Raw genomic sequence first — 22,399 nt, forward strand, 5'->3', positions numbered from 1 at the left:
TATGTCTTGTGAGTGCTCAGGAACAGTTTTAACGTGTTGTTCAGATAATAGTAGTAACTTCGTCCAAGATAAAGTATGTAATTCATGGTCTAGTGCCGCCGCTAGTACATTTACTGTGTATGCGAATAATGTGAATCAAAATATCGTTGGAACAGGTTATTTAACTTATGATGTCGGGCCGGGTGTGAGCCCTGCAAACCAAATTACAGTGGCAGTGCTCGATTCAGGCGGAGGAACGATTCAATCATTTACCGTTTCTGAAGGAACAAGTATTGCGTTTACGTTCCGTCGTTTTAATATTATTCAAATTACGACACCAGCTACTCCGTTAGGAACCTACCAAGGAGAGTTTTGTATTACTACACGTTATTTAATTTCATAGAGAGGGGAAAATAAGATGGGGAATTGTAGTACTAATCTTTCATGTTGTGCAAATTCGCAAAAAACGATTGTTCAAGATAAAGTTTGTATTGATTGGACTGCAGCAGCTACTGCTGAAGTAATTTATGCAGATAATATTTCTCAAGATATTTATGCATCGGGGTATTTGAAAGTGGATACTGGTACTGGACCTGTTACACTTGTGTTTTATACTGGCGGTATAGCAGGAACAGCATTGGAAACGATTGTTGTTGCAACTGGAAGTAGCGCATCTTTTACAGTTCGTCGTTTTGATACTGTTACGATTCTTGGAACAGCAGCAGCTGAAACTGGGGAATTTTGTATGACGATTCGTTACTCTTTATCTTAATATATATTGATTTTTAGATTTTAAAAACGTGCAAACGATTTATTAGTTTGCACGTTTTTTGTAGTCTTTTGATTAGATTCAAAAGGATAGTTTTTGTAGTTAAAGGCAATCTCGCGTTGATTTACAATAAGTTAATTGGAAACAATAGCGCCCTTCAATGTAAATAGAAGGATCTGATGGAATATCGATAAGAGAAACAGATTGTAAATCAAACCCTGTGTATGAAATGGTGTTTCCGGGTAAAACTGTAAAAATATTTGTGGTAGAACCGATGATTTGGACTGATAATGCAGAAGTACTATTTCTATTGTTATATACGGAGATAGTACCAGATAATGAAACAATTCCACCGTTTTTCCAAATGGTTACTGTGGAGTAAGTTTGTTTTAGTTGTTTTTGAGAAATTGGAATAAAATCATTGGAGATAAGAATATCCCCAGCAAATTCATTAGTAATTAGTTCAGCATCGCATCGTCCAGGTGGCGGAATAGGAGGAGGACAGGGGCAAATAGGTTGACAAATGATAGATAAAGGAGCAAAACAACCGATGTTTTTATGGGGTTTCAATGGAATCCCTCCTTTTAAAAAGGTATTTATTATTATTAAATGTAACAGCATGGCCGATGTGTTAAGAATGGACAAAAAAAATTAAATCGTGATAGTTTCATAGGCTCATATCTCTTAATAGTTTTTATAGGAAAAATTTAGTTATCTATTAGACAAAAAGTGCTTGTTTTATGTAAATGTGGCATTTAATATAAAATTGACTGTATATTTACAAAATTTAAACAAAATACATTTTTAGTTTAAATGAAGTTAATATATATTCGATACAATAACCAGTGTAATTAATTTATTATATGAGGAGGATTCATGTGGAAAGAACAGCTTTACGAAAAGTAAAAGGTCTTATTGGATTATTAATGGTTTTTGTATTAGCATTCGTATCATTTCCGTGGAGTACATCAGTCAAAGCGGAAGAGAAGAAGCAAGAAAAGGCACCAAGTGAAAAGAAGATAGTTTTTCCAGTCGTAAGTGATGTACATATTAAAAATAGTGGAACAGATGATACGTTTCGCTGGAAAAGAGCGATTGAACAGTTCAATACCCTTGCACCAAAGCAAGATGCGTTTGTTATCGTAGGTGATTTCACAGATACAGGGTCCGTGCAGCAATATGATCGTTTCATGCAAGTATATAATGAAAATGCAAATAAAGATGCAGTACGAATGAATTCTTTAGGCAATCATGATTATTGGAACGGTTTAACTGTAGAGGGAGCGCAGAAACGTTTCTTAGAAAAAACAGGTATGGAATCGATTTACTATCATAAAGTGGTGAAAGGGTATCACTTCCTTGTAATGTCTCCAGAGGATGGGACAACTCATGGATATTATTCAGACAAGCAAATTAATTGGTTAAAAGAAGAGATGGCAAAAGCGCAAAAAGATGATCCAGAAAAACCAATTTTCGTATTTTTACACCAACATATTAAAGATACAGTATACGGTAGCCAAGAATGGGGAACGAAAGATAGTGCGAAAATTAATGAGGTATTAAAACAATACCCACAGGTTATTACGTTTTCAGGTCATTCACATTATCCGTTAGATGATCCAAGATCGATTCATCAAAAAGACTTTACATCAGTTGGTACATCTTCTGTAAGCTATATGGAAGTTGAAGGTGGTAAAGTACAAGGAAATATCCCGCCAGGAGCTAGTACATTAAGCCAAGGTTTATTAGTAGAAGTAGATGATAAAGAAGTAACGATTAATCGCCGTGATTTCCATACAAATTCTTGGACAGGCGAACCGTGGAAAATTCAGTTGCCATCAAAGAAAGAGACATTTACACATGTAGAAGATCGTGATAAAGAAAAGCCTTACTTTGCAAAAGATGCGAAGTTATCGGTATCAAATGTAACAGAAAATGCAGCAACAGTAACATTCCAACAAGCGTTGGACAACCTTCTTGTTCATTCTTACCGTGTACAAGCAAGAGATAAGCAAACGGGAGAAATAAAGAATAAATTGTTGGCATTCTCAGAGTTTTATCGTGATCCAGTGCCGAAAGAACTGACATTTACGCTTGCAGGACTAGATGGCGGGAAAACATATACACTGGAAGTCGTTGCGATTGATTCATTCGGAAATGAAAGTGTACAACCATTAACGGCAGAAATTACTACGAAAAAAGATAATATTGACCCGAATGTGAAAGTACCCAAGGCGGATGTTTTTGATGTGAACTTTGCAGATGGTACATTTAAAGACAATTCATCATTTGGTACAAAAGGTGATGTTAAGGGTAATGTGACTATTGAATATGATAAAGCATTGAAAAAGAATGTTATGAAGCTAAACGGAAAAGCAAATACATTTGGATATCTTCCGTTTTCAGCAGCACAAAAAGAGAAAGTAGCAAATACGTTTACGTTAGAAACTGTGTTTTCAATGAATGAAATCCGTGGGCAAGGTATTTTACAAAATACAGAGAGCGGCGGAATTGGCTTTGAATCTACAGGAAGTGGTTATGTAGAATTATGGGCTCATATTGGCGGTAGCTATAAGCGTGTTGGCGTTCAATTAGAGGCAAATAAAACGTACCATTTAACTGGAACGTATAATGGAAGTGAAGTAGCCATTTACGTAGATGGTAAAAAAGTAAATAGCCAACCAGCTACAGGAAAAGTATATCACCCGAACGTACCATTTGCACTTGGTGCAGATCCAGATAGCAACGGGAATGGCGGTATTCCGTTAAATGGACAAATTGCGCTTGCAAAATTATATAGTAAAGCGTTAAGTTCTTCAGAAGTATTAGCAGCATATAATGAGTTTTCTAATCGTGCAAAATTAGAGCAAGTAAACGCGTTATATGAAGAGCTTGGAAAAGTAAAAGAAGTGTTAGCTGGTACGTATGAGTTTGGTGACAAACCAGGTCAATATTCAAAGGAAGCATTTCAAGCACTAGAGAAAAGCTATAACATTGCAAAGCAAGCATTTGAAAATGTAGGAAGTACTGGAGAGCAAATCGTTCAAGCGTATAACGAATTAAAAACAGCTAATGTAACATTTATACAATCTAAAGTAGCAGAAGAACAACCGAAAACACCGAAAGAAAAATTACAAATCAATATTGAATCTGCAAAAGCAGTAGTGAAAAAAGCGCAAGCTGCAAATGTAACGGACGGTTCAGTGAAATCATTGAGTCAAAAAATTACAGTGGCAGAATCTGTATTAAAAGATACGAAAGTAAAAGATGCACAAGTAGAAACGATGAATCGTACGTTGGAATATGCGATTTCACTCGTTGAAAAAAGCATAAACAAATAAGAGAGAAGAAAAAGAAGCTTATCATGATAGGCTTCTTTTTTGTTATACTAAAAATAGTATAGAATGAGGGAGCGAATAATTTGGAAGAGAAAAAGCTAAAAAGAATTCTTGAATATGTATGGATCGCGGTTGTGCTCCTTGTAGGATATTATTTCTTAAAAGAGAAAAGTATATGGGTTCTATTTTTAATGACGTTTTTATTAGCGGGTTTAGGCACGTTATTTATTAATTTCTTCTTTGATAGTCTAAATGCATGGAAGAAGAAAAAGAAGGGAACGAAGTAAAGGAGGGAATATATGCAAAAGTGGAAGCTCATATATCAGGTGATTCTTTTCATAGTGCTTGTAGGTATTGGCGTTTTAAAATATTCTACACCGATAGGAAATTGGGCATCGTTTACAGCTTGCATCGGCATATTTTTCATTTTACAATCGTTAACGAAAAAATATAATAATACAGAAAGATAGCTCACCGTTTTATCGGCGAGCTATTTTGTTATGCTTTTTTCTCTTCATCATTTGTTTTTTCAGTAGCTAAATGACTATGTTTTCTAGAGTAGAAGAAATAGAAACATAAGCCAACTATAAGCCAAGCTATAAAGCTAATCCATGTCGTTTTAGACAAATTAATCATTAAATATAAACAGCAAAGAATCGCGACAACTGGTAATACAGGTACGAAAGGTGCGCGGAATCCACGTTTTAAATCAGGATGTGTTTTTCGTAAAATGAGTACCGCGCAGCAAACGAATGTAAAGGCTGTTAATGTGCCGATGTTTACTAAATTCGCTAGTAAATGTAAGTCTAAAAGTCCTGCTAATAAAGCGGCAACAACACCAGTGATCCACGTGTTTAATAAAGGGACTTTTACTCTATTATTCACACGTGCTAACGCTTTTGGAAGTAGCCCGTCGCGGCTCATCGCATAAGAAACGCGAACTTGTCCATACATAACGACTAAGAGAACGGTTGTCATTCCAGTCATCGCTCCAACAGCGAGTAGTCCTGCAATTGTATCTTCGCCAACGAAGTGTAAGGCAAACGCAACTGGATCAGAAACATCTAATTGTGTATACGGAACCATACCTGTTAAAACGAAAGATACAATCATGTATAAAACAGTACAAATAAGAAGGGAACCGATAATGCCAATTGGTAAATCGCGCTGTGGTTTTTTCGTTTCTTCTGCAGCGGTGGCGATTGCATCAAAGCCTAAGAAGGCGAAGAATACAGTGGCAGCTCCAGTAATGATACCGTCGTATCCGAATGGAATGAATGGCGTCCAATTTTCAGGTTTTACGTATTTTGCGCCTGCTACGATAAAGGCGATAATAACAGCTAACTTGATAAGAACCATAACATTATTAATGCGTGCGCTTTCGCGTATACCGAAACTTAAAAGGCCCGTAATGAGTAGTAAAATACAAACAGCCGGTAAATCAATAATGCCGCCTTTTCCTACGCCAGGGGCCGAGGCGATTATGGCGGGCAGATGGATGTTAAACCCTTGTAGTAAAGATTGTAAATAACCAGACCAACCGACAGCTACAGCCGCGACTGCAAGTAAATATTCGAGCATTAAACACCAGCCGACGATGAAGGCGACGACTTCTCCGACTGTCATGTATGCATAAGTATACACACTTCCTGAGACAGGGATAGAAGAAGCAAATTCGGCATAGCAAAAGGCTACACAAGCACAAGTAAATGCAGCAATAAGGAATGATAGCATAATACCAGGACCAGAATGTTTCGCTGCGACTATACCTGTTAATACAAAGATCCCTGTCCCAATTACGGCGCCAATTCCTAAAAATGTTAAATCAAGTGCAGTTAATGTTCTCTCTAACTGCCGTGGTGATTCAGTACTAAGCGGTTTTTTTCGTAATAATGACTTCACTTTGGACTCTCCCCCCGTTTTTTCATTTCCATAACTGCGAATATAGTATGAGCCCACTAGAAAAGAGTATGTAAGTAAATGGAGGTACAGTTATGGTAGGTAGTTTTTTAAAATTGCTGGATTAATCTTAATATAATTCAGAATATTTTGTCAAATAAAAATATGACAAATAAAATGCGAATGAATAGGGGAAACTACTGGCAGGAATGGACGAGGATTAACAGAGTGACAAAACCACTCGTAAAAGTTTCACTTTATAAAGTAGGAGAAGATGTTATGTTATTTTATTTTGAACTTGTCGTCATTTTACTTTGTACAAAATTAGCTGGTGATATTAGTGTTAGGCTTGGCCAGCCTTCTGTACTTGGTAAATTAATTGTCGGTATTATTATCGGTCCGGCTGTACTTGGTATTATTAATAGTTCTGAACTCATTGATGAACTGAGTGAGATAGGTGTTTTACTACTTATGTTTATGGCAGGGCTTGAAACAGATTTAGAAGAGTTAAATCGAAATTTGAAATCTGCATTCGCAGTAGCGATGGGAGGAATTATTTTCCCGTTCCTTGGTGGGTATTTAGCAGGACTTGCGTTTGGCATGTTACAGTCGCATGCGATTTTTTTAGGGTTATTACTTTGTGCCACTTCGGTTAGTATTTCTGTTCAAACATTAAGAGATTTAGGGAAAATGAATACGAGAGAAAGTACGACGATTTTAGGGGCAGCTGTATTTGATGATGTAATTGTTGTTATTTTATTAGCATTTGTGATGAGTTTTTTAGGTACACAAGATGTAAATGTAACGCTTGTCATTGCAAAGAAAATTATCTTTTTTGTCAGTATCGTTTTCATATCTTGGAAAGTTGTTCCATGGATTATGAAAATGCTCGTACCACTTCGCGTAACAGAAGCGTTAATTAGTGCAGCTCTTATTATTTGTTTCTCATTTTCGTATTACAGTGAAATGATGGGGATCGCAGGTATTATTGGGGCATTTGCAGCCGGAATTGCCATTTCGCAAACAGAGTATAAGCACGAAGTAGAGCATAAAATTGAACCGATTGCATATGCGATATTTGTGCCAGTGTTCTTCGTAAGTATTGGAATGGAAATTACATTTCAAGGTATCGGAAGCCAGCTTTGGTTCATTATCATCATGACGCTTATTGCGATTTTTACAAAGTTAATCGGATCAGGTTTAGGAGCAAGACTGACAGGGTTCAACCTTCAATCTTCTATTAGTATCGGTGCGGGGATGGTTTCGCGCGGAGAGGTGGCGCTTATCATCGCAGCGAATGGACTTGCGGCGAATTTATTAGCGAAAGAAAATTTCACAGCGATTGTTATTGTTGTTATATTAACGACGATTATTACGCCGCCTCTTTTGAAGAAGTATTTTGTATAGAGAGGAAGAGCTTATCTGATGTAGGTAAGCTCTTTTTTATTGGAAAAAAGCAATAGTCATATAGCGTGAATAGGTTGTAATTATGGTAAAATCTACGTATATGATAAGTCGAGGAGAGAAAATGTGTGAGGATTACGAAGGGGAAGGTTATCGGTGTAATCATACTTATTGCACTATGTATACCATTTACTGCATGGAAAGAATCAAAAGTGAAAGATTTTCCAGTTTCTATTTTTTCTTCTTATGTAGAAGACGAAAATCCGAAAGACTATAAGTACACTGCTTTTGTACCTGACTTTGCAATTTGGATACATGGATGGGAAAAACAGCGATCTGAAGGTGAAATAACGTCATATAAAAAAGGGGATCGAACTGTAATTGTTCACCATCCTCCTGGCGATGATGGTTTTTATCTTTTTGAAGCAAGAGAAAATAAGTGAAAGCAACCGTAAGAAGTGGAGGTTAAATAGTGAAAGCTTCAACATTACTATTTAAAATTGAAAGTAATATGGATCAATTTTCACCAGCTGAAAAGAAGGTTGCCATGTACATAATGGGGAATGCAGAAATTGTTCCGAACTTAACGACGAAAGAAGTGTCAACGAATGCAGGCGCAAGTGAGGCGAGTGTTGTTCGCTTTTGTAAGTCGATTGGGATTGGAAGCTTTAAAGCATTTAAAATCGCGCTCGTTCGTGAATTGACGATTGCTGATTATAATATTAATGATTTTTCAGTTATGAATACGGAAGATGGACCGTATGACTTGTTTAATAAAGTTACGTATGTGAATAAAGCTGCAATTGAGGCGAGCGTTACTGCGATAGATAAAAAGGAACTTGAGAAAGCTGCAGATCGTATTGTAAATGCAGATAAAATTATATTTTACGGGGTAGGCGGGTCAGCTACTCCGGCGATGGACGGGGCTTATAAATTTACAAGACTCGGATTTACAGCGATGATGCTATCTGATTTTCATATGATGTTGCCGCTTGTGACGAATTTAAAAGAAGGCGATATATTTGTTGCAATTTCAACATCTGGTCGTACGAAAGATGTACTTGAAATGGCGCAGTATGCGAAGAGACAGGGTGCAACTGTTATCGGAATTACGAAGCTTGATCAATCATCACCGTTATATAAAGAGGCGGATATTCGTCTTTGTATGCCAGATGTAGAGCAAGATCATCGTATTGCGAGTATTGCTTCGAGAATGACACAGCTGAACATGATTGATGCTTTATATGTGATTACTTTTAATCGTATTGGTAATAAAGTGTTGGATCAATTTATGGAGACAAGAGAAGAAGCTCTGCGATTACGGAAGTTAAAATGAAAAGATGGGGAACCCATCTTTTTTTTCGTACAGACATAAATTCGTCATGAAAAGAAATAAAATTTCATAAAATAATAAAGTAATATTGATTTTAAATTTCTTGAAGTTATAATGAAAGTATGAAATTAAATTTCAAAGTGGGTGGTAATATGTTAGAAAATTTATCGACAGAACATCGTAATGAGAAGACGATGAATTTAGATGAGATGAGCATAAAAGAAGTGTTACAAAGTATGAATGAAGAAGATCGAACTGTTGCGTTAGCAGTTGAAAATGAAATAGAAGAAATTGAAAAGGTTGTACAGATTGTCATTAAATCCTTTGAAGATGAGGGCCGATTAATTTACATTGGGGCTGGTACGAGTGGCCGTTTAGGTATTTTGGATGCGGTGGAATGTCCGCCGACATTTGGAACAGATGATAAAATGGTGCAAGGATTTATAGCAGGTGGATTGAAAGCGTTTACTAAGGCGGTGGAAGGTGCCGAAGACCGCGAAGAGTTAGCAGAAGAAGATTTAAAGAGTATTGGATTAAACGAGAAAGATACAGTAATTGGAATTGCGGCAAGTGGTCGAACTCCTTATGTAATTGGCGGTTTGAAGTACGCGGCTAGCGTGGGAGCGAGCACGGCGAGTATTTCTTGTAATAAAAATGCTGAAATAAGTAAATATGCAAAACTAAATGTGGAAGTAGAAACAGGCGCAGAAATTTTAACAGGATCAACGCGTTTGAAGGCTGGTACAGCGCAAAAATTAGTGCTTAATATGATTTCAACAGCTTCTATGATTGGTGTTGGGAAAGTATATAAAAACTTAATGGTAGATGTTCAATCTACAAATGAAAAGTTAGTAGAACGATCAAAACGAATTATTGTGGAAGCAACAGGCGTTAGTTATGAAGTAGCAGCAGAGTGTTATGAAAAAGCAGAACGTAATGTGAAAGCTGCAATTGTTATGGTGTTATTGCAGTGTGAGTATGGGGAAGCACTGGAGAAATTAAAAGAAGCGAAAGGGTTTGTGAAGAAGGCACTATAAAATAATAGGGAGGGGGATTCTATTATGAAGAAAGAAGAGAGAATGGCCAAAGAGATTTCAGAGCAACTTGGGGGAGTAAAAAATATTCGTGGCATTGCTCATTGTATGACGAGACTACGATTAACGCTTCATGATGAAAGTAAAGTGAATATGGATCTTTTGAAAAAGGTTGAAGGGGTTATGGGTGTTATTGAAGATGAGACGCTTCAAGTTGTTGTTGGCCCAGGGACAGTAAATAAAGTAGCAGCTGCAATGGAAGGTTTAACAGGACTGCGAATTGGTGAGGTGGCAGATCATCACCTTGAAGATCTTGGGCAAGAGATGAAGTCAGAGATTAAGAAGAAAAATAATACACCAGTGAAAAACTTTTTAAGAAAAATAGGAAGTATTTTCATTCCGTTAATTCCAGGTCTTGTTGCGTCAGGGATTATAAACGGGGTCGCTAACTTTGCGAAAAACGCAGGTGCTGATCCGAATGCAACGTGGCTGCAAATGTTACTACTCATTGGCGGTGGTATCTTTACATTCTTAGGAATTTTAGTCGGCTGGAATACAGCGAAAGAGTTTGGTGGGACACCAGTTCTTGGGGCGATTGCTGGTATTTTAATTTTTAACCCGGCAATGGCGAATGTAAAATTATTCGGTGAAGCGCTCGTACCCGGACGGGGCGGATTGTTTGCAGTTATTTTTGCAGCATGGCTTATGGTTGTAGTAGAAAGGCAAGTTCGAAAAGCTGTGCCAAATGCAGTTGATATTATCGTGACACCGCTCATTACTGTGTTAGTAGTAAGTATCGTAACGATGTTAGCCATTCAGCCGGTAGCAGGTTTCTTATCTGAAGGAATTACAAGCGGAATTAATGGTATTTTAAGTATTGGCGGCGCATTTGCTGGAGCAGTGCTTGCTGGAACATTTTTACCTCTCGTTATGGTCGGATTACATCACGGTTTAACACCAATTCATATGGAGTTTATTAATCAAACGCACGTAACGCCTTTATTACCAGTACTAGCAATGGCTGGGGCTGGGCAAGTAGGAGCAGCGATTGCGATTTTTGTAAAAACAAAAAACAAACGACTTCGTAACGTAATTAAAGGTGCATTACCAGTTGGATTTTTAGGAATTGGCGAACCGTTATTATACGGGGTTACATTACCACTTGGGAAACCGTTTCTTACAGCTTGTTTAGGTGCAGCAGTTGGCGGTGCATTTCAAGCAGTTATGAAAACAGCCGCACTCGGAATCGGTGTATCAGGATTATCATTAATTCCGTTAATTGCTGATAATAAATATTTATTATATTTCCTTGGATTAGTAGTGGCATATACGTTCGGATTCATCTTTACGTACTTCTTCGGATTCAAAGAAGAAATGGCAGAAAACATATAGAGAAAGGGATTCCTTTCTCTTTTTCTATTCATAGAAAGGGAGATTCATATGATAGGAGTTTCAATTTATCTTGCAAAAGAACGCGTAAAGAAGCAAGAAGAGTGGCTAAAAGTAGCGAAGGAAAACGGGTTTTCATCTATTTTCACATCACTTCATATACCAGAGGATGATCCTGGTACGTATAAAGAGTTAATTGAAATACTTGGGAAACAAGCTCTCAAATATGAAATGGAATTAATGGTCGATGTTTCTCCAAAATCGTTACACCATTTAGGAATGACGTACGAAAATGTCGAAGAGTTAGTAGACTGGGGCATTACTGGTTTACGAATGGACTACGGCATCACACCGAAAGAAATTGCACGCGTATCTCATAAAATGAAAGTAGCTTTAAATGCGAGTACGATTACAGATTCATTTTGGACAGAGTTAATCATAGAAAATATAAAGGTAGAGAATGTAGAAGCGTGGCATAATTTTTATCCGCGTCCAGAAACAGGATTAGCAAAATCATTCTTACAAAAACAAAATGAATACTTACATGAGTGCGGCATAAAAACGATGGCATTTATTCCGGGAGATGGTGAAAAACGTGGTCCGCTATATGAAGGCTTACCAACGTTAGAAAAGCACCGTAATATGCGCCCACTTGAAGCGTACTTAGAACTTGTACAAGATTGTGGTGTCGATAAGGTGCTAATCGGGGATATAAGCGGAAGTGTAGAGAGTGTACAAGAGATAGCGAGTGCGAGCAGAGGAATTATTCCGCTGCAGTATGAGCCATTGATAAAGAAAAGTGAAGTATTAAAAATGGTAGAACAAGTGCATACAAATAGACTAGATCCAGCTCGTGATGTCATTCGTTCTGTAGAATCGCGAGAGGAGCATAAAGTGATTTTACAGCCGATGGATGCCATTGCAAGAAAGAAAGGCAGCATTACAATTGATAATGAATTGTACGGTAGATATGCAGGAGAGATGCAAGTTGTTGTACATGAGTTGCCTAAGGATGAGAAAGTGAACGTTGTTGGAATGGTTGTAGAAGAGGACTTGTCTTTATTGCCGTATGTTGGTGCTGGAAAAATGTTTCAACTTTTTTTGTGCGATAGAGTAAAAGCTTGAATTAACGCTATTTTGTAGGAAAACATTATCCGTAAAAGGGATAATGTTTTTTGTTTCCTTAAAAAAAGTATTTGACGAATGAAATGAAATACCGTATTGTTTTGACTTGTAAATAAAAGTTCACCATAACAAAACAAAAAGGAGAGTTCAAAATGAATCAACATATTGGGAATTTAATTATTCGTATCGTGTTAGGAGTAACGTTCTTTGCACACGGTTTAGCGAAGTTTCAATCAGGTATCGATAACGTAGCAGGATGGTTTACAAGCATCGGCTTACCAGGTGGTCTTGCATACGGCGTAGCAACAGTTGAATTAGTTGGTGGTATATTATTAATTATCGGTTTAGGCGTAAGATATGTAGGATTGTTATTTGCTCTTATTTTAGCTGGAGCTATCGTAAAGGTAAATGGAGCAGCAGGTTTATTAGGGGATGGAAAGAATCCAGGGTATGAATTAGATCTTGCATTATTAGCAATGGGTGCGTATTTATTTGTTGTAAAAGCAGAAGGATATGTAGATCGTTTCGTAAAAGAGAAAGTAATGAAAGCGAAGTAAACTTATGTATGAATTGTTGACTTGAATCATAATTGTAACTATAATGATTACAACTAATGGATTAAGAATAAAACAATTTAAATATTTTTTTACACAAGTTGTAACTGTATCGATTACAACTTGTGTAAAAAATAAATAAAACGGGAGGAATTAATATGTCTAAATCAAATTTAGAAATTATTCGAAGTACCTATGAAGGATCAGCTTCTTCGAATGCAAAACATTTAGTAGAAGCCCTCGCTGAAAAAGTAGAATGGACAGAGGCAGAAGGATTCCCGTACGGGGGAACTTATATAGGTGTAGAAGCAATTATGGAAAATGTATTTAACCGATTAGGATCAGAATGGGATGATTATAAGGCGAGTGTAAATATGTACCATGAAGTAAACGGAAAAGATGTAATTATTGCTGAAGGTGTTTATTCAGGAGTTTATAAAGAAACGGGAAAATCATTTGAAGCTGAGTTTGTTCACGTATGGCAACTTGAAAATGGAAAAATCGTAAAATTCAAGCAATATGTGGATAGTTATATTGTACGAGAAGCGATGAAGGTTTAAAATAAAATAAGGAAACAAATGGAATCGACTGTGCACAGGCGATTCCATTTGTTTATGTGATTATTAGGGGAATGGGGAGTATATAATATGAAGAAATGGATAATAGGGGCAATTACAATGATTGTAATTGCGATAGGAGCTGTATTCGGTGTTACTAAACTTCTTAATTATATAGAGGAAGAGGAGAAGAGTCTTAAAACACAAAAAGTGATGAGCCAAAAGGACAAGAAAGTTACGGAAGAGAAGCCACAATTTAGTGAGGATGAAATTATTTCTACCATGCATAGGATGGTACATCAAAAAGTGAAATCCTCTGAAAAATGGGGATTTATTGAAATGACAAATAGGGAAATTGTTAGTGCCAAGAAGGCAGTAGAAAGTAGTACAAATTTTAAATATAAATCAAAGTTACTTGCCACTTTAGAGCGCTGGGAGAAAGGGGATTTTTCACAAACGGTTGAGGAGCATAACTTTTTGTGGGAAATTCAAGGTGGTGATACTGGAAAGGCGACAGAACGTTTATCGCCAGAAGAAGAAAAACAGTATGTGAAAGAAATGAAAGGTAAATAAAAACATCGCCACTTTGATGGCGATGTTTTTGATTAAGAATGTTTTCGCATTAAAGCTCTAGTTGGCTGAACAGTAACCGTTTTGAAATGAGAAAATAAATAACATCCCGTCACAACGATCATTGTCCCGAAAATTTGTATCCACGTTAGTTCTTCTCCGAGGAAAAGGAATGCTAAAATAGCTGTAAAAATCGGATTGAAGTTTAGAAAAATACCGGATGTAGTCGCTCCTAATTTTTGCACGCCAATATTCCAAAACACCATACAAAGAACTGTGGAAATAAGCCCAGTATATAAAAGTGATGTTAGGAAAGAAGTATTTATGTTTGTAACAGTGAAGCTCCCTATGTTAAATGGCAGTAATAGAATAACGCCGAAAATACCAGAGTATAATGTTGCCATGAGCGGTGTAGTTGTTTTTGTTGCCCATTTACTACAAACAGAATACATTCCCCAAATACAAACAGCTGCCATCATCCATAAATCGCCGCTATTAAAATGTAGTGAAAATAAAAGTGCAAAGTTACCTTTTAATAGGACAAGAATAACCCCAAAGAATGAAAGAATCATGGATAGAATTTGAAGTGTATTTACTTTTTCTTTTAGAAATAATACTGAAAATAGTGCAATTGAAATCGCATTTAATGTAGAAATAAGCCCTACATTTGTTGCGGATGTTTTTTCTAGTGCTAGAAATTGAAAGATGTTAAAAAGAGCGACCCCTGAAATCCCCATTAGTAGTAGCGGAAGTAGTGCAGCACGAGGTGGAATGATTTTCTTTTCTTTAAACCAAACCATCGGTAATAAACAAACGATCGCAATCATCCATCTTAAATTTGTAAGTGTCATCGGAGACGCGTGATTAACGAGCGATTTTCCAACGACGAAATTTCCTCCCCATAATAAGCTAGTTAGTAATAGTAAAAAGACATAAAAATAAGGCATATTAAAATCCCCTTTGTTGTAATCAATGTGAATTGTAAATAATTTTAGCATTTTTCTTTATTCTGTAATATATTATTTTGTATAATGGATAAAAGTCGATAAAATATTTTGTTTTTGATGATATTTGTGGAAAAATATTCAGTTTTAAATAGATTATAATGTGTTTTTTCGAATAATCATCGGTAATAAAAAGGGGGAATTTTGATGGAGTCGTCAGTTATTAAAGTGTTAGATGATTTAGACGTACAAATTTTAGATATATTGCAGAAGGAGTCTCAAGTAAGTAATGCAGAACTTGCGCGACGCGTTAATTTATCACCAGCTGCGATGCATGCGAGAATAAAAAGATTAGATGGAGAAGGGTTCATTGATAAGCAAGTAGCCATTTTAAATCAAGAAAAGCTTGGTTTTGATTTGTTATGCTTCATTTTTATGAGTACGAATATTCATCAATCGGATAAACTTGACGTGTTGGAAAAAGAATTAGAATCGATGCCTGAAGTGTTAGAGTGTCACTGTTTAACAGGAGAGTATGATTATTTATTAAAGGTTGCAAATCGTGATCGTAAAGAGCTGGAGCAGTTTATTAGAAAACTGAACAAGCTTGGTATTACACGTATACAGACGAGTTTAGCACTTCGTGAAATTAAATATTCGACGGTATTACCGATCCGAAATGAGGAACCGAGCATCGATTAGATTGCTCGGTTTTTTGTTTGTATAAAGTGATTGACGAAGAGAAAAGAGAGATGTATTATTATATAAAATTATGTATTTAAATTCATTTCGGTTTATAAATATTAATATTAGGGGCAAGGGGATATAATATGAAAATCTTTAATGCGGTTACGAGTGATGTGAAAGAAATTTATAGTCTCATTGAAGATTATGCAAAAGAGGGAGTGGTTTTACCGCGCTCTCTTTTATCTCTCTATCAATATTTACAATGTTTATATGTTATGAAAGAAGGGGAAGAAATCGTTGGAGTTGCTGGTTTACATGTGTTAGGGGAGGACCTTGCAGAAGTAAGGTCATTAGTCGTTTCGCATACATATGCAGGAAAAGGAATCGGGCGTATGCTGGTGAACCATGTAATAAATGGGGCAGCGAAAATAAAAGTGAGTAGAGTTATTTCCTTAACATATGAAACGGAATTTTTTCAAAAGTGCGGGTTTGATTTTGTGAATAGAGAGGCGTTACCAGAGAAAGTATGGATTGATTGTAGACATTGTCCAAAGGTTGATTATTGTGATGAGGTGGCGATGATTCGGTATGTTGGTTGAAATTTTCAGAGAGAAAAAAGTCCCACTATTATTTAATTAATAGTGGGTATCTATATTTTAGGGGAAATTAAGAACTTGAATTCGTTTTTCTTACAGCAAAATTAAAAATGGGATTTTTAAGCTCATAGTTATAAGTAGCACCATCGACAAGCCCTACAACTTTATCGCTATCGTAAAGATCAAGCATAAATTGTGCCATTTGTTTTGCAGTGTGGAATTTCGGTACAACATTATTGTATTGGAATTCGTCAATATCAAATGAACGTTTTGCAAATTCTGTTTCAGTTGCAGCAGGAGCTAAAACTTTTGCTTGCAGTTTTGCACCTTGTTGTTTCAATTCGTGAGATAAACCTTCTGTAAATGCACTTACATAGAATTTCGTAGCGCAATACGTAACAGCATCAGCAACGATCGTGTATCCACCGCCCGATGAAACGTTGATAAGCTGGGTTCCATCAACCATGGAATAATCTCGAACGAAAAGAGAAGAGAGTATAGTTAGTGCTTCTATATTTACATGCAACATCGTCTCTATTTTATTTAAATTTTGTTCAGCAATTGAGGCGAAATTACCAAAACCGGCGTTGTTAATCCACGTTTCAATTTGAAAGGCTTGTAGGCTTTCATACAGCTTATAAACATTTTCCGTAATAGATAAATCTGTTCTTCGAATAACAACATCTAATTTTGGATTCATTTCGTTAATTTTTAATTTTAATCCGTCTAATTCTTCTTGTCTTCGAGCTACAAGTATTAAGTTCTTTCCGCGAGATGCAAAGGCTAAAGCTGATTCATAGCCAATTCCAGAACTAGCACCAGTAATAACAGTATATTTCATATAAAGTCCCCCTAAGTTCAAATAAATGTATTATGGTTAGATTTTATTTGTTAGAGTATACTCTAAGTCAAATGTTTTTTATAATTTGATAAGGCTCTAAAATATATGAGGGTAAGCACATGGAGGGAGTTAGAGTATGTACACAATTAGCGAGGTGGCTAAATTAATAGGAGTGAGTACACATACACTACGTTATTATGAAAAGGAAAATATATTAATTGCAAATCGTGATACAAATGGGAATCGACTTTATGAAGAGTCACATATAAAGTGGCTGCAGTTTGTCATGAAATTAAAACAAACGCAAATGCCAATAGCGAAAATAAGAGAATATGCTAGGTTATATTTAGAAGGGGAGCATACAACCGAAGCTCGTTTACAGCTCCTAGAAGATCATAGAAAATCTATTCAGATGCAAAGAGAAAACTTAGTCATTACAGAAAAGATGTTGGAGAATAAGATTATTGCATACAAAGCCTCTTTGGAAAATAAATAGAAAACATAATCCGACCCTTAATTATTTATGATAAAAATGGATTTGATCTTATAGTGTGCCGGCAAATAAAAAGAGCAGCTAGCAAAAGCTAACTGCTCTATTAAAGGGATCTCTCCAAGGGGGAGTGGAGAAAATATTATGTTACTAGCAGTATTGACAGGTTATTAGGAAATATACAAATCGGATGAAAGAAATTTCAAAAAAGCTTTCGGCATTGACAGTTCTTAAAATATTCATGTACAATATTTATGAATGACATTCAGTCATTTTTATGGAGTAGGATATAGTTTGCTTGGAAATGGAACAAATATAATGGTAAATGAGGATGATAGTTGTTATATATAGTAGTGATGTAAGGGAATATTTTTTTAAAACAAAAATGACTGATAGTCAGTCATAAGAGGTGAGAGGTATGAAAAATAGAGCTTGGTTATATGTCATATTAACATGTATCTTCGAAATTTTTTGGGTGTTTGGTTTTAATACCGCCGATACTTGGTGGCATTGGATTATTATTTTAGGTGTTATCGCTGTTGATTTTTACTTCCTTTCTAAAGCGTGTGAACATCTTGCGACAGGAACGGTATATGCCATTTTTGCCGGAGCTGGTACGGTAGGAACTTTCTTAATGGATGTATTCCTTTTCGGCGGAAGTTTCAGTGTAGGAAAGTTATTCTTTATCGTGATGGTTGTAGCCGGCGTTATCGGTTTAAAGTTAGCTGATAATAAAGAAGAAACTGTGGAAGGAGCTGCTTAAAGATGGGTTGGTTTTTCGTATTTTGTGCTGCAATTAGTGAAATAGTCGGTGTGATCGGTCTTAAAATGTATAGTAAAGATAAGACGTTAGCAAATGGTGCGATTTATATAGGTGGATTTGCTACATCCTTCGCATTCTTGTATACATCTTTCTTATTTTTACAAGTCAGTGTTGCGTATGCGGTTTGGATTGGTATTGGAACAGCAGGTGCCGTTTTATTAAACATGTTCCTATTTGGTGAGTCGAAAAGTAAAGCACGTATCATTAGTGTGGCTCTTATTGTATGCGGAGTGACAGGATTAAAGGCTCTTTCATAAAAATATACTGTATCTCCTAACAAGTCGTTAGGAGATTTTTATGATAAAAAGTGCACGATAATTGACAGTACAGCTAGTTATTTTATAAAATGAGTGACAGTCATTCAATACGCGTTTGAAAGGGTTTAGATGATGAATAAAAAAGAGAAAATTGTCTATGCAGCTATTGAAGTGTTTCAGGAAAAGGGCGTTGAAAAAACGAAGATTTCTGATATCGTGAAATTGGCTGGCATTGCACAAGGAACTTTCTATTTATATTTTCCTTCTAAGTTATCTGTTATGCCTGCAATAGCAGAAGTGATGGTTGAAAAGATGATACTTGCAGTGAAAGAAAAAGTGCAAAACGATGCGCCTTTCTTAAGTAAAGTGACGCAAGTAATAGATGCGGTGTTTCACTTTATAGAGGAATATCGTGAAATACAAGCTTTAATGTATGCGGGTCTTGCATCTACAGAACATATAAAAGAATGGGAAGCTGTGTATGAGCCTCTTTATATGTGGTTAAGCGAATTTTTAAGTGAGGCGAAAGAAGCTGGTGAAATTCGTGATTCGGTTCATGCGGAGCGAACAGCGAAGTTATTTATTGCTCTTGTTGAATCAGCGGCGGAACAAGTTTATTTATATGATCATAAAGATGAGGAGCAAGTCGAGCTACAAAAGGCAGAAGTACTAGATTTTTTAACACATGCACTACATATAAAGAAATAGTGAGGTGAACCTGTCTGAAAAGGTAGGTTCATTTTTAAGGGGAACTGAATGATAGTCATTCACCTAATGCTTATGTATGTGTGGAAGGATAGTGTGAAATTCTAATGAGTGGAGGCATCTCTACTCATGATTAGCTCACAAATAGCAGGATAAAGAAAAAGGTTCTTAGGCATTATTTTTTTGAGGAACTTACGGGAAGAGGTGTTAAAAAGTGAAGAAACCGATAAAAGAACAAAAGATGGTATTAGTCATTCTTTTGAGTAATATATTTATCGCTTTTTTAGGGATTGGATTAATCATTCCGGTTATGCCGTCCTTTATGAATGACATGAGTTTAACAGGGAAGACGATGGGGTATCTCGTTGCAGTGTTTGCGATGGCTCAGCTCATTACGTCACCTATTACAGGCCGGTGGGTCGATCTTTACGGTAGGAAGAAAATGATCATCATTGGATTATTTATTTTTGGTGTTTCAGAACTTCTTTTTGGATTAGGAAAAGATGTGTGGATGCTTTATGCAGCACGGGTGTTAGGCGGAATTAGTGCTGCGTTTATTATGCCTGGTGTTACGGCATATGTTGCGGATATTACATCTATGCAGGAACGTCCAAAGGCGATGGGATATTTATCAGCGGCAATTAGTACTGGTTTTATTATAGGGCCTGGAATTGGCGGATTTATTGCAGAGTATGGTATACGTGTACCGTTTTTCGTAGCAGCAGCAATTGCTTTTATAGCATGTGTAATTTCGATCTTTATTTTAAAAGAGCCGTTAACGAAGGAAGAGCTTGCAGAGATTTCTGCTAATACGAAAGAATCAAGTTTTATTGGTGATTTAAAGAAATCATTACATCCAATGTATGCAATTGCATTTATTATCGTATTTGTACTCGCATTCGGATTATCAGCGTATGAAACTGTGTTTAGTCTGTTTTCTGATCATAAGTTTGGATTCACACCGAAAGATATCGCAGCAATTATTACAATTAGTTCAATCTTTGGGGTAGTTGTGCAAGTCTTTATGTTTGGCAAATTGGTCGACATGTTCGGTGAAAAAGTGTTAATTCAAATATGTTTAATTGTAGGTGCAGTATTAGCCTTCGTTTCAACTGTAGTCTTTAATTATTGGATTGTACTTCTCGTTACTTGCTTCATTTTCTTAGCATTTGATTTACTTCGTCCAGCTTTAACGACGTTTTTATCAAAAGCAGCTGGAAAAGAGCAAGGATTCGTTGCTGGTATGAACTCGACTTATACGAGTTTAGGAAATATCGCAGGACCAGCGATGGGCGGAATATTATTTGATATGAATATTCATTATCCATATGCATTTTCAGGAGTTGTTTTAATAGTTGGTCTCGGCATTACATTTATGTGGAGAGAGAAACAGCTAGCTGAAAGTTTTGCGAAGTAATAAAACCCCTTACGACGGTAAGGGGTTTTTGTTTTATAAGCTTAATCCAAACCGTTTTAATTCAATGAAAATCCCCTCTAATTGCTTTCCTTTATCCGTTAATGTGTACTCTACACGAGGCGGAACTTCTGGATATACTTTTCTCGTTATAATGCCTTGAGATTCTAATTCTTTTAGTCGAAGCGATAATGTTTTCGGACTAATCCCGTCCATTGATTTTTGTAAATCACTAAAGCGTAATGTTCCTTCAATAAGAAGGTCACGAATGATTAAAAACGTCCATTTTGTACGAATTACATCAAGGGTTTTAGCAATAGGACAAGGTATGCCAGGTAAACCTTTCGTTAATTCAACTGGATCTATATTGTTCATGGAACTAGCCTCCATAAAATTTTTTTGAATGAATTTGCTTTATAGTATCACAAAACTATATTTTTGGTAACTATATGAAAAAAATATCACTACTTCCATAAAGGAAGTTAGTGCATATACAATAGCAATACGAAATAAAAAGGGTTTAGATGAGGAGGTGATTTTCATGGGGATAAAAAAGTTGTTTGTATTTCTTAGTTTGTTTGTTGTTTGTATTGTACTTGTAGCATGCGGCGTGGAAGAAAAAACTGAAGTCCAGCTATTAAAAGAAATGCCAAAGCCAAAAGCAATGACAATTGATCCCTCACTAAGTAAAAAAGAAGCGACAGAAATGGTTCATGCAGCGCAGCGTTTTTATGCATTTTGGGATACAGGTAAGGAGGAACTTATTCTGCAAACTGTTTCTGAAAATTTTTCCGATAATACATTGCCGAAAGGGCGACCGCAAGGAACTGAAGGATTAAAGTTTGCAGCGCAAAATTTTCGTAAAGTTGTGCCTGATATACATTGCGAGATTGAAGATTTATTAGTCGTCGGTGATAAAGTAACAGCTCGTCTTTCTTTTACAGGAACGCATAATGATAAGAAAATCAATTTTTTTGCAATTGATATTTTACATGTGAAAGACGGAAAGATAACGGAAGACTGGCATTTAGAAGATAATCTTACGCTGAAACAGCAACTTGGGTTAATAGCCGAGGAGTAAAATAAGGGAGAGAAAAGCGATGAAAAATATATTCATTATAAATGGACATGAAAAATACGGTACAAAGGAAGGCAGATTAAATAAAACGTTAGTGGATCATATGGTAACGGTATTAAGCGAGAATCATCATGTGAAAACAACAACGGTTCAAGATGGCTATAGTATTAAGGAAGAACAAGATAAGTTTTTATGGGCCGATGTTGTGATTTATCAAACACCGATTTACTGGTTTAGTGTACCGGGCTTATTTAAAACGTATATGGATGAAGTATATGAATACGGTTTGTTCTTTAAAGGTGCTGATGAATATGGAACAGGTGGTTTATTAAAAGAGAAGCAGTATATGCTTTCTACAACTTGGAATGCACCTGAAAAGGCATTTGGAGATAAGACGAAGTTCTTTGAAGGGGAAAGTTTAGAGTCAGCGCTTAGCCATTTACACCGCGTGCAAAAGTTTCTTGGCATGAGTTCGTTAAAGAGTTTTGCTTGTTATGATGTGGTGAAGCATCCTACTGTTGAGAAGTATTTAGAGAACTTGAAGAACCATTTAGAAGAATTCATTCAATAATTACAGCCATTCCCGTATTTAATGCGGGGATGGCTGTATCCA

The 22,399-nt window shown here is 36.3% G+C and carries 28 protein-coding genes; 23 read left to right on the top strand and 5 right to left on the bottom strand.

All coding sequences use genetic code 11. The features are described from left to right. Position 1: 1 nt before the first annotated feature. Both J0835_RS04430 and J0835_RS04435 read left to right on the top strand, forming a co-directional pair. Positions 2-382 carry a DUF3992 domain-containing protein gene (locus J0835_RS04430; protein ID WP_001277551.1) on the top strand — a complete coding sequence of 127 codons (381 nt, stop codon included), beginning with the start codon at positions 2-4 and terminating at the stop codon, positions 380-382. A 15-nt stretch (positions 383-397) separates the two neighbouring features. Beyond that, a complete protein-coding gene (locus J0835_RS04435; protein WP_087979546.1) occupies positions 398-751 on the top strand; it encodes a DUF3992 domain-containing protein in 354 nt (117 codons plus the stop codon). 99 nt (positions 752-850) lie between these two features. On the opposite strand, the gene J0835_RS04440 is transcribed toward J0835_RS04435, so the two are convergent. Next, the gene (locus tag J0835_RS04440) at positions 851-1,318 is read right to left on the bottom strand and encodes an S-Ena type endospore appendage (protein WP_087979547.1); all 468 of its coding nucleotides are present in this window, start codon (positions 1,316-1,318) and stop codon (positions 851-853) included. A gap of 308 nt (positions 1,319-1,626) precedes the next feature. Here J0835_RS04440 and J0835_RS04445 point away from each other — a divergent pair, with 308 nt between their 5' ends. From J0835_RS04445 to J0835_RS04455, 3 genes are all read left to right on the top strand, one after another. After that, on the top strand, positions 1,627-4,089 hold the full coding sequence (locus tag J0835_RS04445) for a LamG-like jellyroll fold domain-containing protein (RefSeq protein WP_140386676.1): 2,463 nt from the start codon (positions 1,627-1,629) through the stop codon (positions 4,087-4,089). A gap of 80 nt (positions 4,090-4,169) precedes the next feature. Next, positions 4,170-4,373 carry a hypothetical protein gene (locus J0835_RS04450; RefSeq protein WP_000391504.1) on the top strand — a complete coding sequence of 68 codons (204 nt, stop codon included), beginning with the start codon at positions 4,170-4,172 and terminating at the stop codon, positions 4,371-4,373. A 12-nt stretch (positions 4,374-4,385) separates the two neighbouring features. After that, on the top strand, positions 4,386-4,556 hold the full coding sequence (locus J0835_RS04455; RefSeq protein ID WP_001174855.1) for a hypothetical protein: 171 nt from the start codon (positions 4,386-4,388) through the stop codon (positions 4,554-4,556). 28 nt (positions 4,557-4,584) lie between these two features. On the opposite strand, the gene J0835_RS04460 is transcribed toward J0835_RS04455, so the two are convergent. Then, a complete protein-coding gene (locus J0835_RS04460) occupies positions 4,585-5,988 on the bottom strand; it encodes an amino acid permease (RefSeq protein WP_087979549.1) in 1,404 nt (467 codons plus the stop codon). A 180-nt stretch (positions 5,989-6,168) separates the two neighbouring features. Here J0835_RS04460 and J0835_RS04465 point away from each other — a divergent pair, with 180 nt between their 5' ends. The 9 genes from J0835_RS04465 (at position 6,169) to J0835_RS04505 (ending at position 13,954) form a co-directional block, all read left to right on the top strand. Further along, on the top strand, positions 6,169-7,392 hold the full coding sequence (locus tag J0835_RS04465; protein WP_140386680.1) for a cation:proton antiporter: 1,224 nt from the start codon (positions 6,169-6,171) through the stop codon (positions 7,390-7,392). A 125-nt stretch (positions 7,393-7,517) separates the two neighbouring features. Beyond that, positions 7,518-7,832 carry an outer surface protein gene (locus J0835_RS04470; RefSeq protein WP_087979550.1) on the top strand — a complete coding sequence of 105 codons (315 nt, stop codon included), beginning with the start codon at positions 7,518-7,520 and terminating at the stop codon, positions 7,830-7,832. A gap of 29 nt (positions 7,833-7,861) precedes the next feature. Beyond that, a complete protein-coding gene (locus tag J0835_RS04475; RefSeq protein WP_087979551.1) occupies positions 7,862-8,725 on the top strand; it encodes a MurR/RpiR family transcriptional regulator in 864 nt (287 codons plus the stop codon). 149 nt (positions 8,726-8,874) lie between these two features. Next, the gene (gene murQ / locus J0835_RS04480; protein ID WP_075312087.1) at positions 8,875-9,759 is read left to right on the top strand and encodes an N-acetylmuramic acid 6-phosphate etherase; all 885 of its coding nucleotides are present in this window, start codon (positions 8,875-8,877) and stop codon (positions 9,757-9,759) included. A gap of 24 nt (positions 9,760-9,783) precedes the next feature. Continuing rightward, positions 9,784-11,148, top strand: coding sequence for a PTS transporter subunit EIIC (locus tag J0835_RS04485; protein ID WP_087979552.1), 1,365 nt, complete (start codon positions 9,784-9,786; stop codon positions 11,146-11,148). A gap of 48 nt (positions 11,149-11,196) precedes the next feature. Further along, complete coding sequence (locus J0835_RS04490) at positions 11,197-12,270, top strand: DUF871 domain-containing protein (protein WP_087979553.1); 1,074 nt, start codon at positions 11,197-11,199, stop codon at positions 12,268-12,270. Between the two features lie 152 nt (positions 12,271-12,422). Continuing rightward, positions 12,423-12,827 carry a DoxX family protein gene (locus J0835_RS04495; protein ID WP_076535758.1) on the top strand — a complete coding sequence of 135 codons (405 nt, stop codon included), beginning with the start codon at positions 12,423-12,425 and terminating at the stop codon, positions 12,825-12,827. 155 nt (positions 12,828-12,982) lie between these two features. Next, on the top strand, positions 12,983-13,384 hold the full coding sequence (locus J0835_RS04500) for a nuclear transport factor 2 family protein (protein ID WP_087979554.1): 402 nt from the start codon (positions 12,983-12,985) through the stop codon (positions 13,382-13,384). Positions 13,385-13,471: 87 nt separating this feature from the next. After that, positions 13,472-13,954: a PRK06770 family protein gene (locus J0835_RS04505; RefSeq protein ID WP_087979555.1), complete on the top strand. Its 483-nt coding sequence runs from the start codon at positions 13,472-13,474 to the stop codon at positions 13,952-13,954. Positions 13,955-13,986: 32 nt separating this feature from the next. On the opposite strand, the gene J0835_RS04510 is transcribed toward J0835_RS04505, so the two are convergent. Beyond that, on the bottom strand, positions 13,987-14,898 hold the full coding sequence (locus J0835_RS04510; RefSeq protein ID WP_087979556.1) for a DMT family transporter: 912 nt from the start codon (positions 14,896-14,898) through the stop codon (positions 13,987-13,989). Positions 14,899-15,102: 204 nt separating this feature from the next. Here J0835_RS04510 and J0835_RS04515 point away from each other — a divergent pair, with 204 nt between their 5' ends. Beyond that, positions 15,103-15,597 (top strand): Lrp/AsnC family transcriptional regulator, encoded by a 495-nt coding sequence (locus J0835_RS04515; protein WP_048545677.1) that lies wholly within the window; start codon positions 15,103-15,105, stop codon positions 15,595-15,597. Between the two features lie 128 nt (positions 15,598-15,725). Next, positions 15,726-16,181, top strand: coding sequence for an N-acetyltransferase (locus J0835_RS04520; RefSeq protein ID WP_087979557.1), 456 nt, complete (start codon positions 15,726-15,728; stop codon positions 16,179-16,181). A 67-nt stretch (positions 16,182-16,248) separates the two neighbouring features. On the opposite strand, the gene J0835_RS04525 is transcribed toward J0835_RS04520, so the two are convergent. Next, on the bottom strand, positions 16,249-17,019 hold the full coding sequence (locus J0835_RS04525; RefSeq protein ID WP_087979558.1) for an SDR family NAD(P)-dependent oxidoreductase: 771 nt from the start codon (positions 17,017-17,019) through the stop codon (positions 16,249-16,251). Between the two features lie 136 nt (positions 17,020-17,155). Between J0835_RS04525 and J0835_RS04530 the strand changes: the two genes are divergently transcribed. From J0835_RS04530 to J0835_RS04550, 5 genes are all read left to right on the top strand, one after another. Continuing rightward, on the top strand, positions 17,156-17,515 hold the full coding sequence (locus J0835_RS04530; protein WP_061677862.1) for a MerR family transcriptional regulator: 360 nt from the start codon (positions 17,156-17,158) through the stop codon (positions 17,513-17,515). 412 nt (positions 17,516-17,927) lie between these two features. Continuing rightward, positions 17,928-18,272 (top strand): DMT family transporter, encoded by a 345-nt coding sequence (locus J0835_RS04535; protein WP_064473857.1) that lies wholly within the window; start codon positions 17,928-17,930, stop codon positions 18,270-18,272. A gap of 2 nt (positions 18,273-18,274) precedes the next feature. Further along, entirely contained in the window at positions 18,275-18,589 is a 315-nt protein-coding gene (locus J0835_RS04540) for a DMT family transporter (RefSeq protein WP_000539670.1), read from the top strand. Between the two features lie 129 nt (positions 18,590-18,718). Continuing rightward, positions 18,719-19,297, top strand: a complete 579-nt coding sequence (locus J0835_RS04545; protein WP_087979559.1) for a TetR family transcriptional regulator — start codon at positions 18,719-18,721, stop codon at positions 19,295-19,297. A gap of 211 nt (positions 19,298-19,508) precedes the next feature. Beyond that, on the top strand, positions 19,509-20,711 hold the full coding sequence (locus tag J0835_RS04550; protein ID WP_048545666.1) for an MFS transporter: 1,203 nt from the start codon (positions 19,509-19,511) through the stop codon (positions 20,709-20,711). A gap of 33 nt (positions 20,712-20,744) precedes the next feature. Here J0835_RS04550 and J0835_RS04555 read toward each other — a convergent pair whose 3' ends face one another. Further along, complete coding sequence (locus J0835_RS04555; protein WP_001059468.1) at positions 20,745-21,083, bottom strand: winged helix-turn-helix transcriptional regulator; 339 nt, start codon at positions 21,081-21,083, stop codon at positions 20,745-20,747. Between the two features lie 166 nt (positions 21,084-21,249). Between J0835_RS04555 and J0835_RS04560 the strand changes: the two genes are divergently transcribed. Both J0835_RS04560 and J0835_RS04565 read left to right on the top strand, forming a co-directional pair. After that, a complete protein-coding gene (locus J0835_RS04560) occupies positions 21,250-21,789 on the top strand; it encodes an ester cyclase (RefSeq protein ID WP_087979560.1) in 540 nt (179 codons plus the stop codon). A 19-nt stretch (positions 21,790-21,808) separates the two neighbouring features. Beyond that, positions 21,809-22,357, top strand: coding sequence for an NAD(P)H-dependent oxidoreductase (locus J0835_RS04565; protein ID WP_087979561.1), 549 nt, complete (start codon positions 21,809-21,811; stop codon positions 22,355-22,357). Positions 22,358-22,399: the final 42 nt, after the last annotated feature.

Source organism: Bacillus cereus group sp. Sample62 (assembly GCF_036851315.1).
Classification (GTDB): Bacteria; Bacillota; Bacilli; order Bacillales; family Bacillaceae_G; genus Bacillus_A; species Bacillus_A wiedmannii.

What these genes read in the sequence shown, in the direction of transcription:
- J0835_RS04430 (WP_001277551.1), top strand. Translation starts at nt 2, where the DNA reads ATGTCTTGTGAGTGCTCAGGAACAGTTTTAACGTGTTGTTCAGATAAT.
- J0835_RS04435 (WP_087979546.1), top strand. Translation starts at nt 398, where the DNA reads ATGGGGAATTGTAGTACTAATCTTTCATGTTGTGCAAATTCGCAAAAA.
- J0835_RS04455 (WP_001174855.1), top strand. Translation starts at nt 4,386, where the DNA reads ATGCAAAAGTGGAAGCTCATATATCAGGTGATTCTTTTCATAGTGCTT.
- J0835_RS04465 (WP_140386680.1), top strand. Translation starts at nt 6,169, where the DNA reads ATGAATAGGGGAAACTACTGGCAGGAATGGACGAGGATTAACAGAGTG.
- murQ (WP_075312087.1), top strand. Translation starts at nt 8,875, where the DNA reads ATGTTAGAAAATTTATCGACAGAACATCGTAATGAGAAGACGATGAAT.
- J0835_RS04485 (WP_087979552.1), top strand. Translation starts at nt 9,784, where the DNA reads ATGAAGAAAGAAGAGAGAATGGCCAAAGAGATTTCAGAGCAACTTGGG.
- J0835_RS04490 (WP_087979553.1), top strand. Translation starts at nt 11,197, where the DNA reads ATGATAGGAGTTTCAATTTATCTTGCAAAAGAACGCGTAAAGAAGCAA.
- J0835_RS04495 (WP_076535758.1), top strand. Translation starts at nt 12,423, where the DNA reads ATGAATCAACATATTGGGAATTTAATTATTCGTATCGTGTTAGGAGTA.
- J0835_RS04500 (WP_087979554.1), top strand. Translation starts at nt 12,983, where the DNA reads ATGTCTAAATCAAATTTAGAAATTATTCGAAGTACCTATGAAGGATCA.
- J0835_RS04505 (WP_087979555.1), top strand. Translation starts at nt 13,472, where the DNA reads ATGAAGAAATGGATAATAGGGGCAATTACAATGATTGTAATTGCGATA.
- J0835_RS04510 (WP_087979556.1), bottom strand. Translation starts at nt 14,898, where the DNA reads ATGCCTTATTTTTATGTCTTTTTACTATTACTAACTAGCTTATTATGG.
- J0835_RS04515 (WP_048545677.1), top strand. Translation starts at nt 15,103, where the DNA reads ATGGAGTCGTCAGTTATTAAAGTGTTAGATGATTTAGACGTACAAATT.
- J0835_RS04520 (WP_087979557.1), top strand. Translation starts at nt 15,726, where the DNA reads ATGAAAATCTTTAATGCGGTTACGAGTGATGTGAAAGAAATTTATAGT.
- J0835_RS04525 (WP_087979558.1), bottom strand. Translation starts at nt 17,019, where the DNA reads ATGAAATATACTGTTATTACTGGTGCTAGTTCTGGAATTGGCTATGAA.
- J0835_RS04530 (WP_061677862.1), top strand. Translation starts at nt 17,156, where the DNA reads ATGTACACAATTAGCGAGGTGGCTAAATTAATAGGAGTGAGTACACAT.
- J0835_RS04535 (WP_064473857.1), top strand. Translation starts at nt 17,928, where the DNA reads ATGAAAAATAGAGCTTGGTTATATGTCATATTAACATGTATCTTCGAA.
- J0835_RS04540 (WP_000539670.1), top strand. Translation starts at nt 18,275, where the DNA reads ATGGGTTGGTTTTTCGTATTTTGTGCTGCAATTAGTGAAATAGTCGGT.
- J0835_RS04545 (WP_087979559.1), top strand. Translation starts at nt 18,719, where the DNA reads ATGATGAATAAAAAAGAGAAAATTGTCTATGCAGCTATTGAAGTGTTT.
- J0835_RS04555 (WP_001059468.1), bottom strand. Translation starts at nt 21,083, where the DNA reads ATGAACAATATAGATCCAGTTGAATTAACGAAAGGTTTACCTGGCATA.
- J0835_RS04560 (WP_087979560.1), top strand. Translation starts at nt 21,250, where the DNA reads ATGGGGATAAAAAAGTTGTTTGTATTTCTTAGTTTGTTTGTTGTTTGT.
- J0835_RS04565 (WP_087979561.1), top strand. Translation starts at nt 21,809, where the DNA reads ATGAAAAATATATTCATTATAAATGGACATGAAAAATACGGTACAAAG.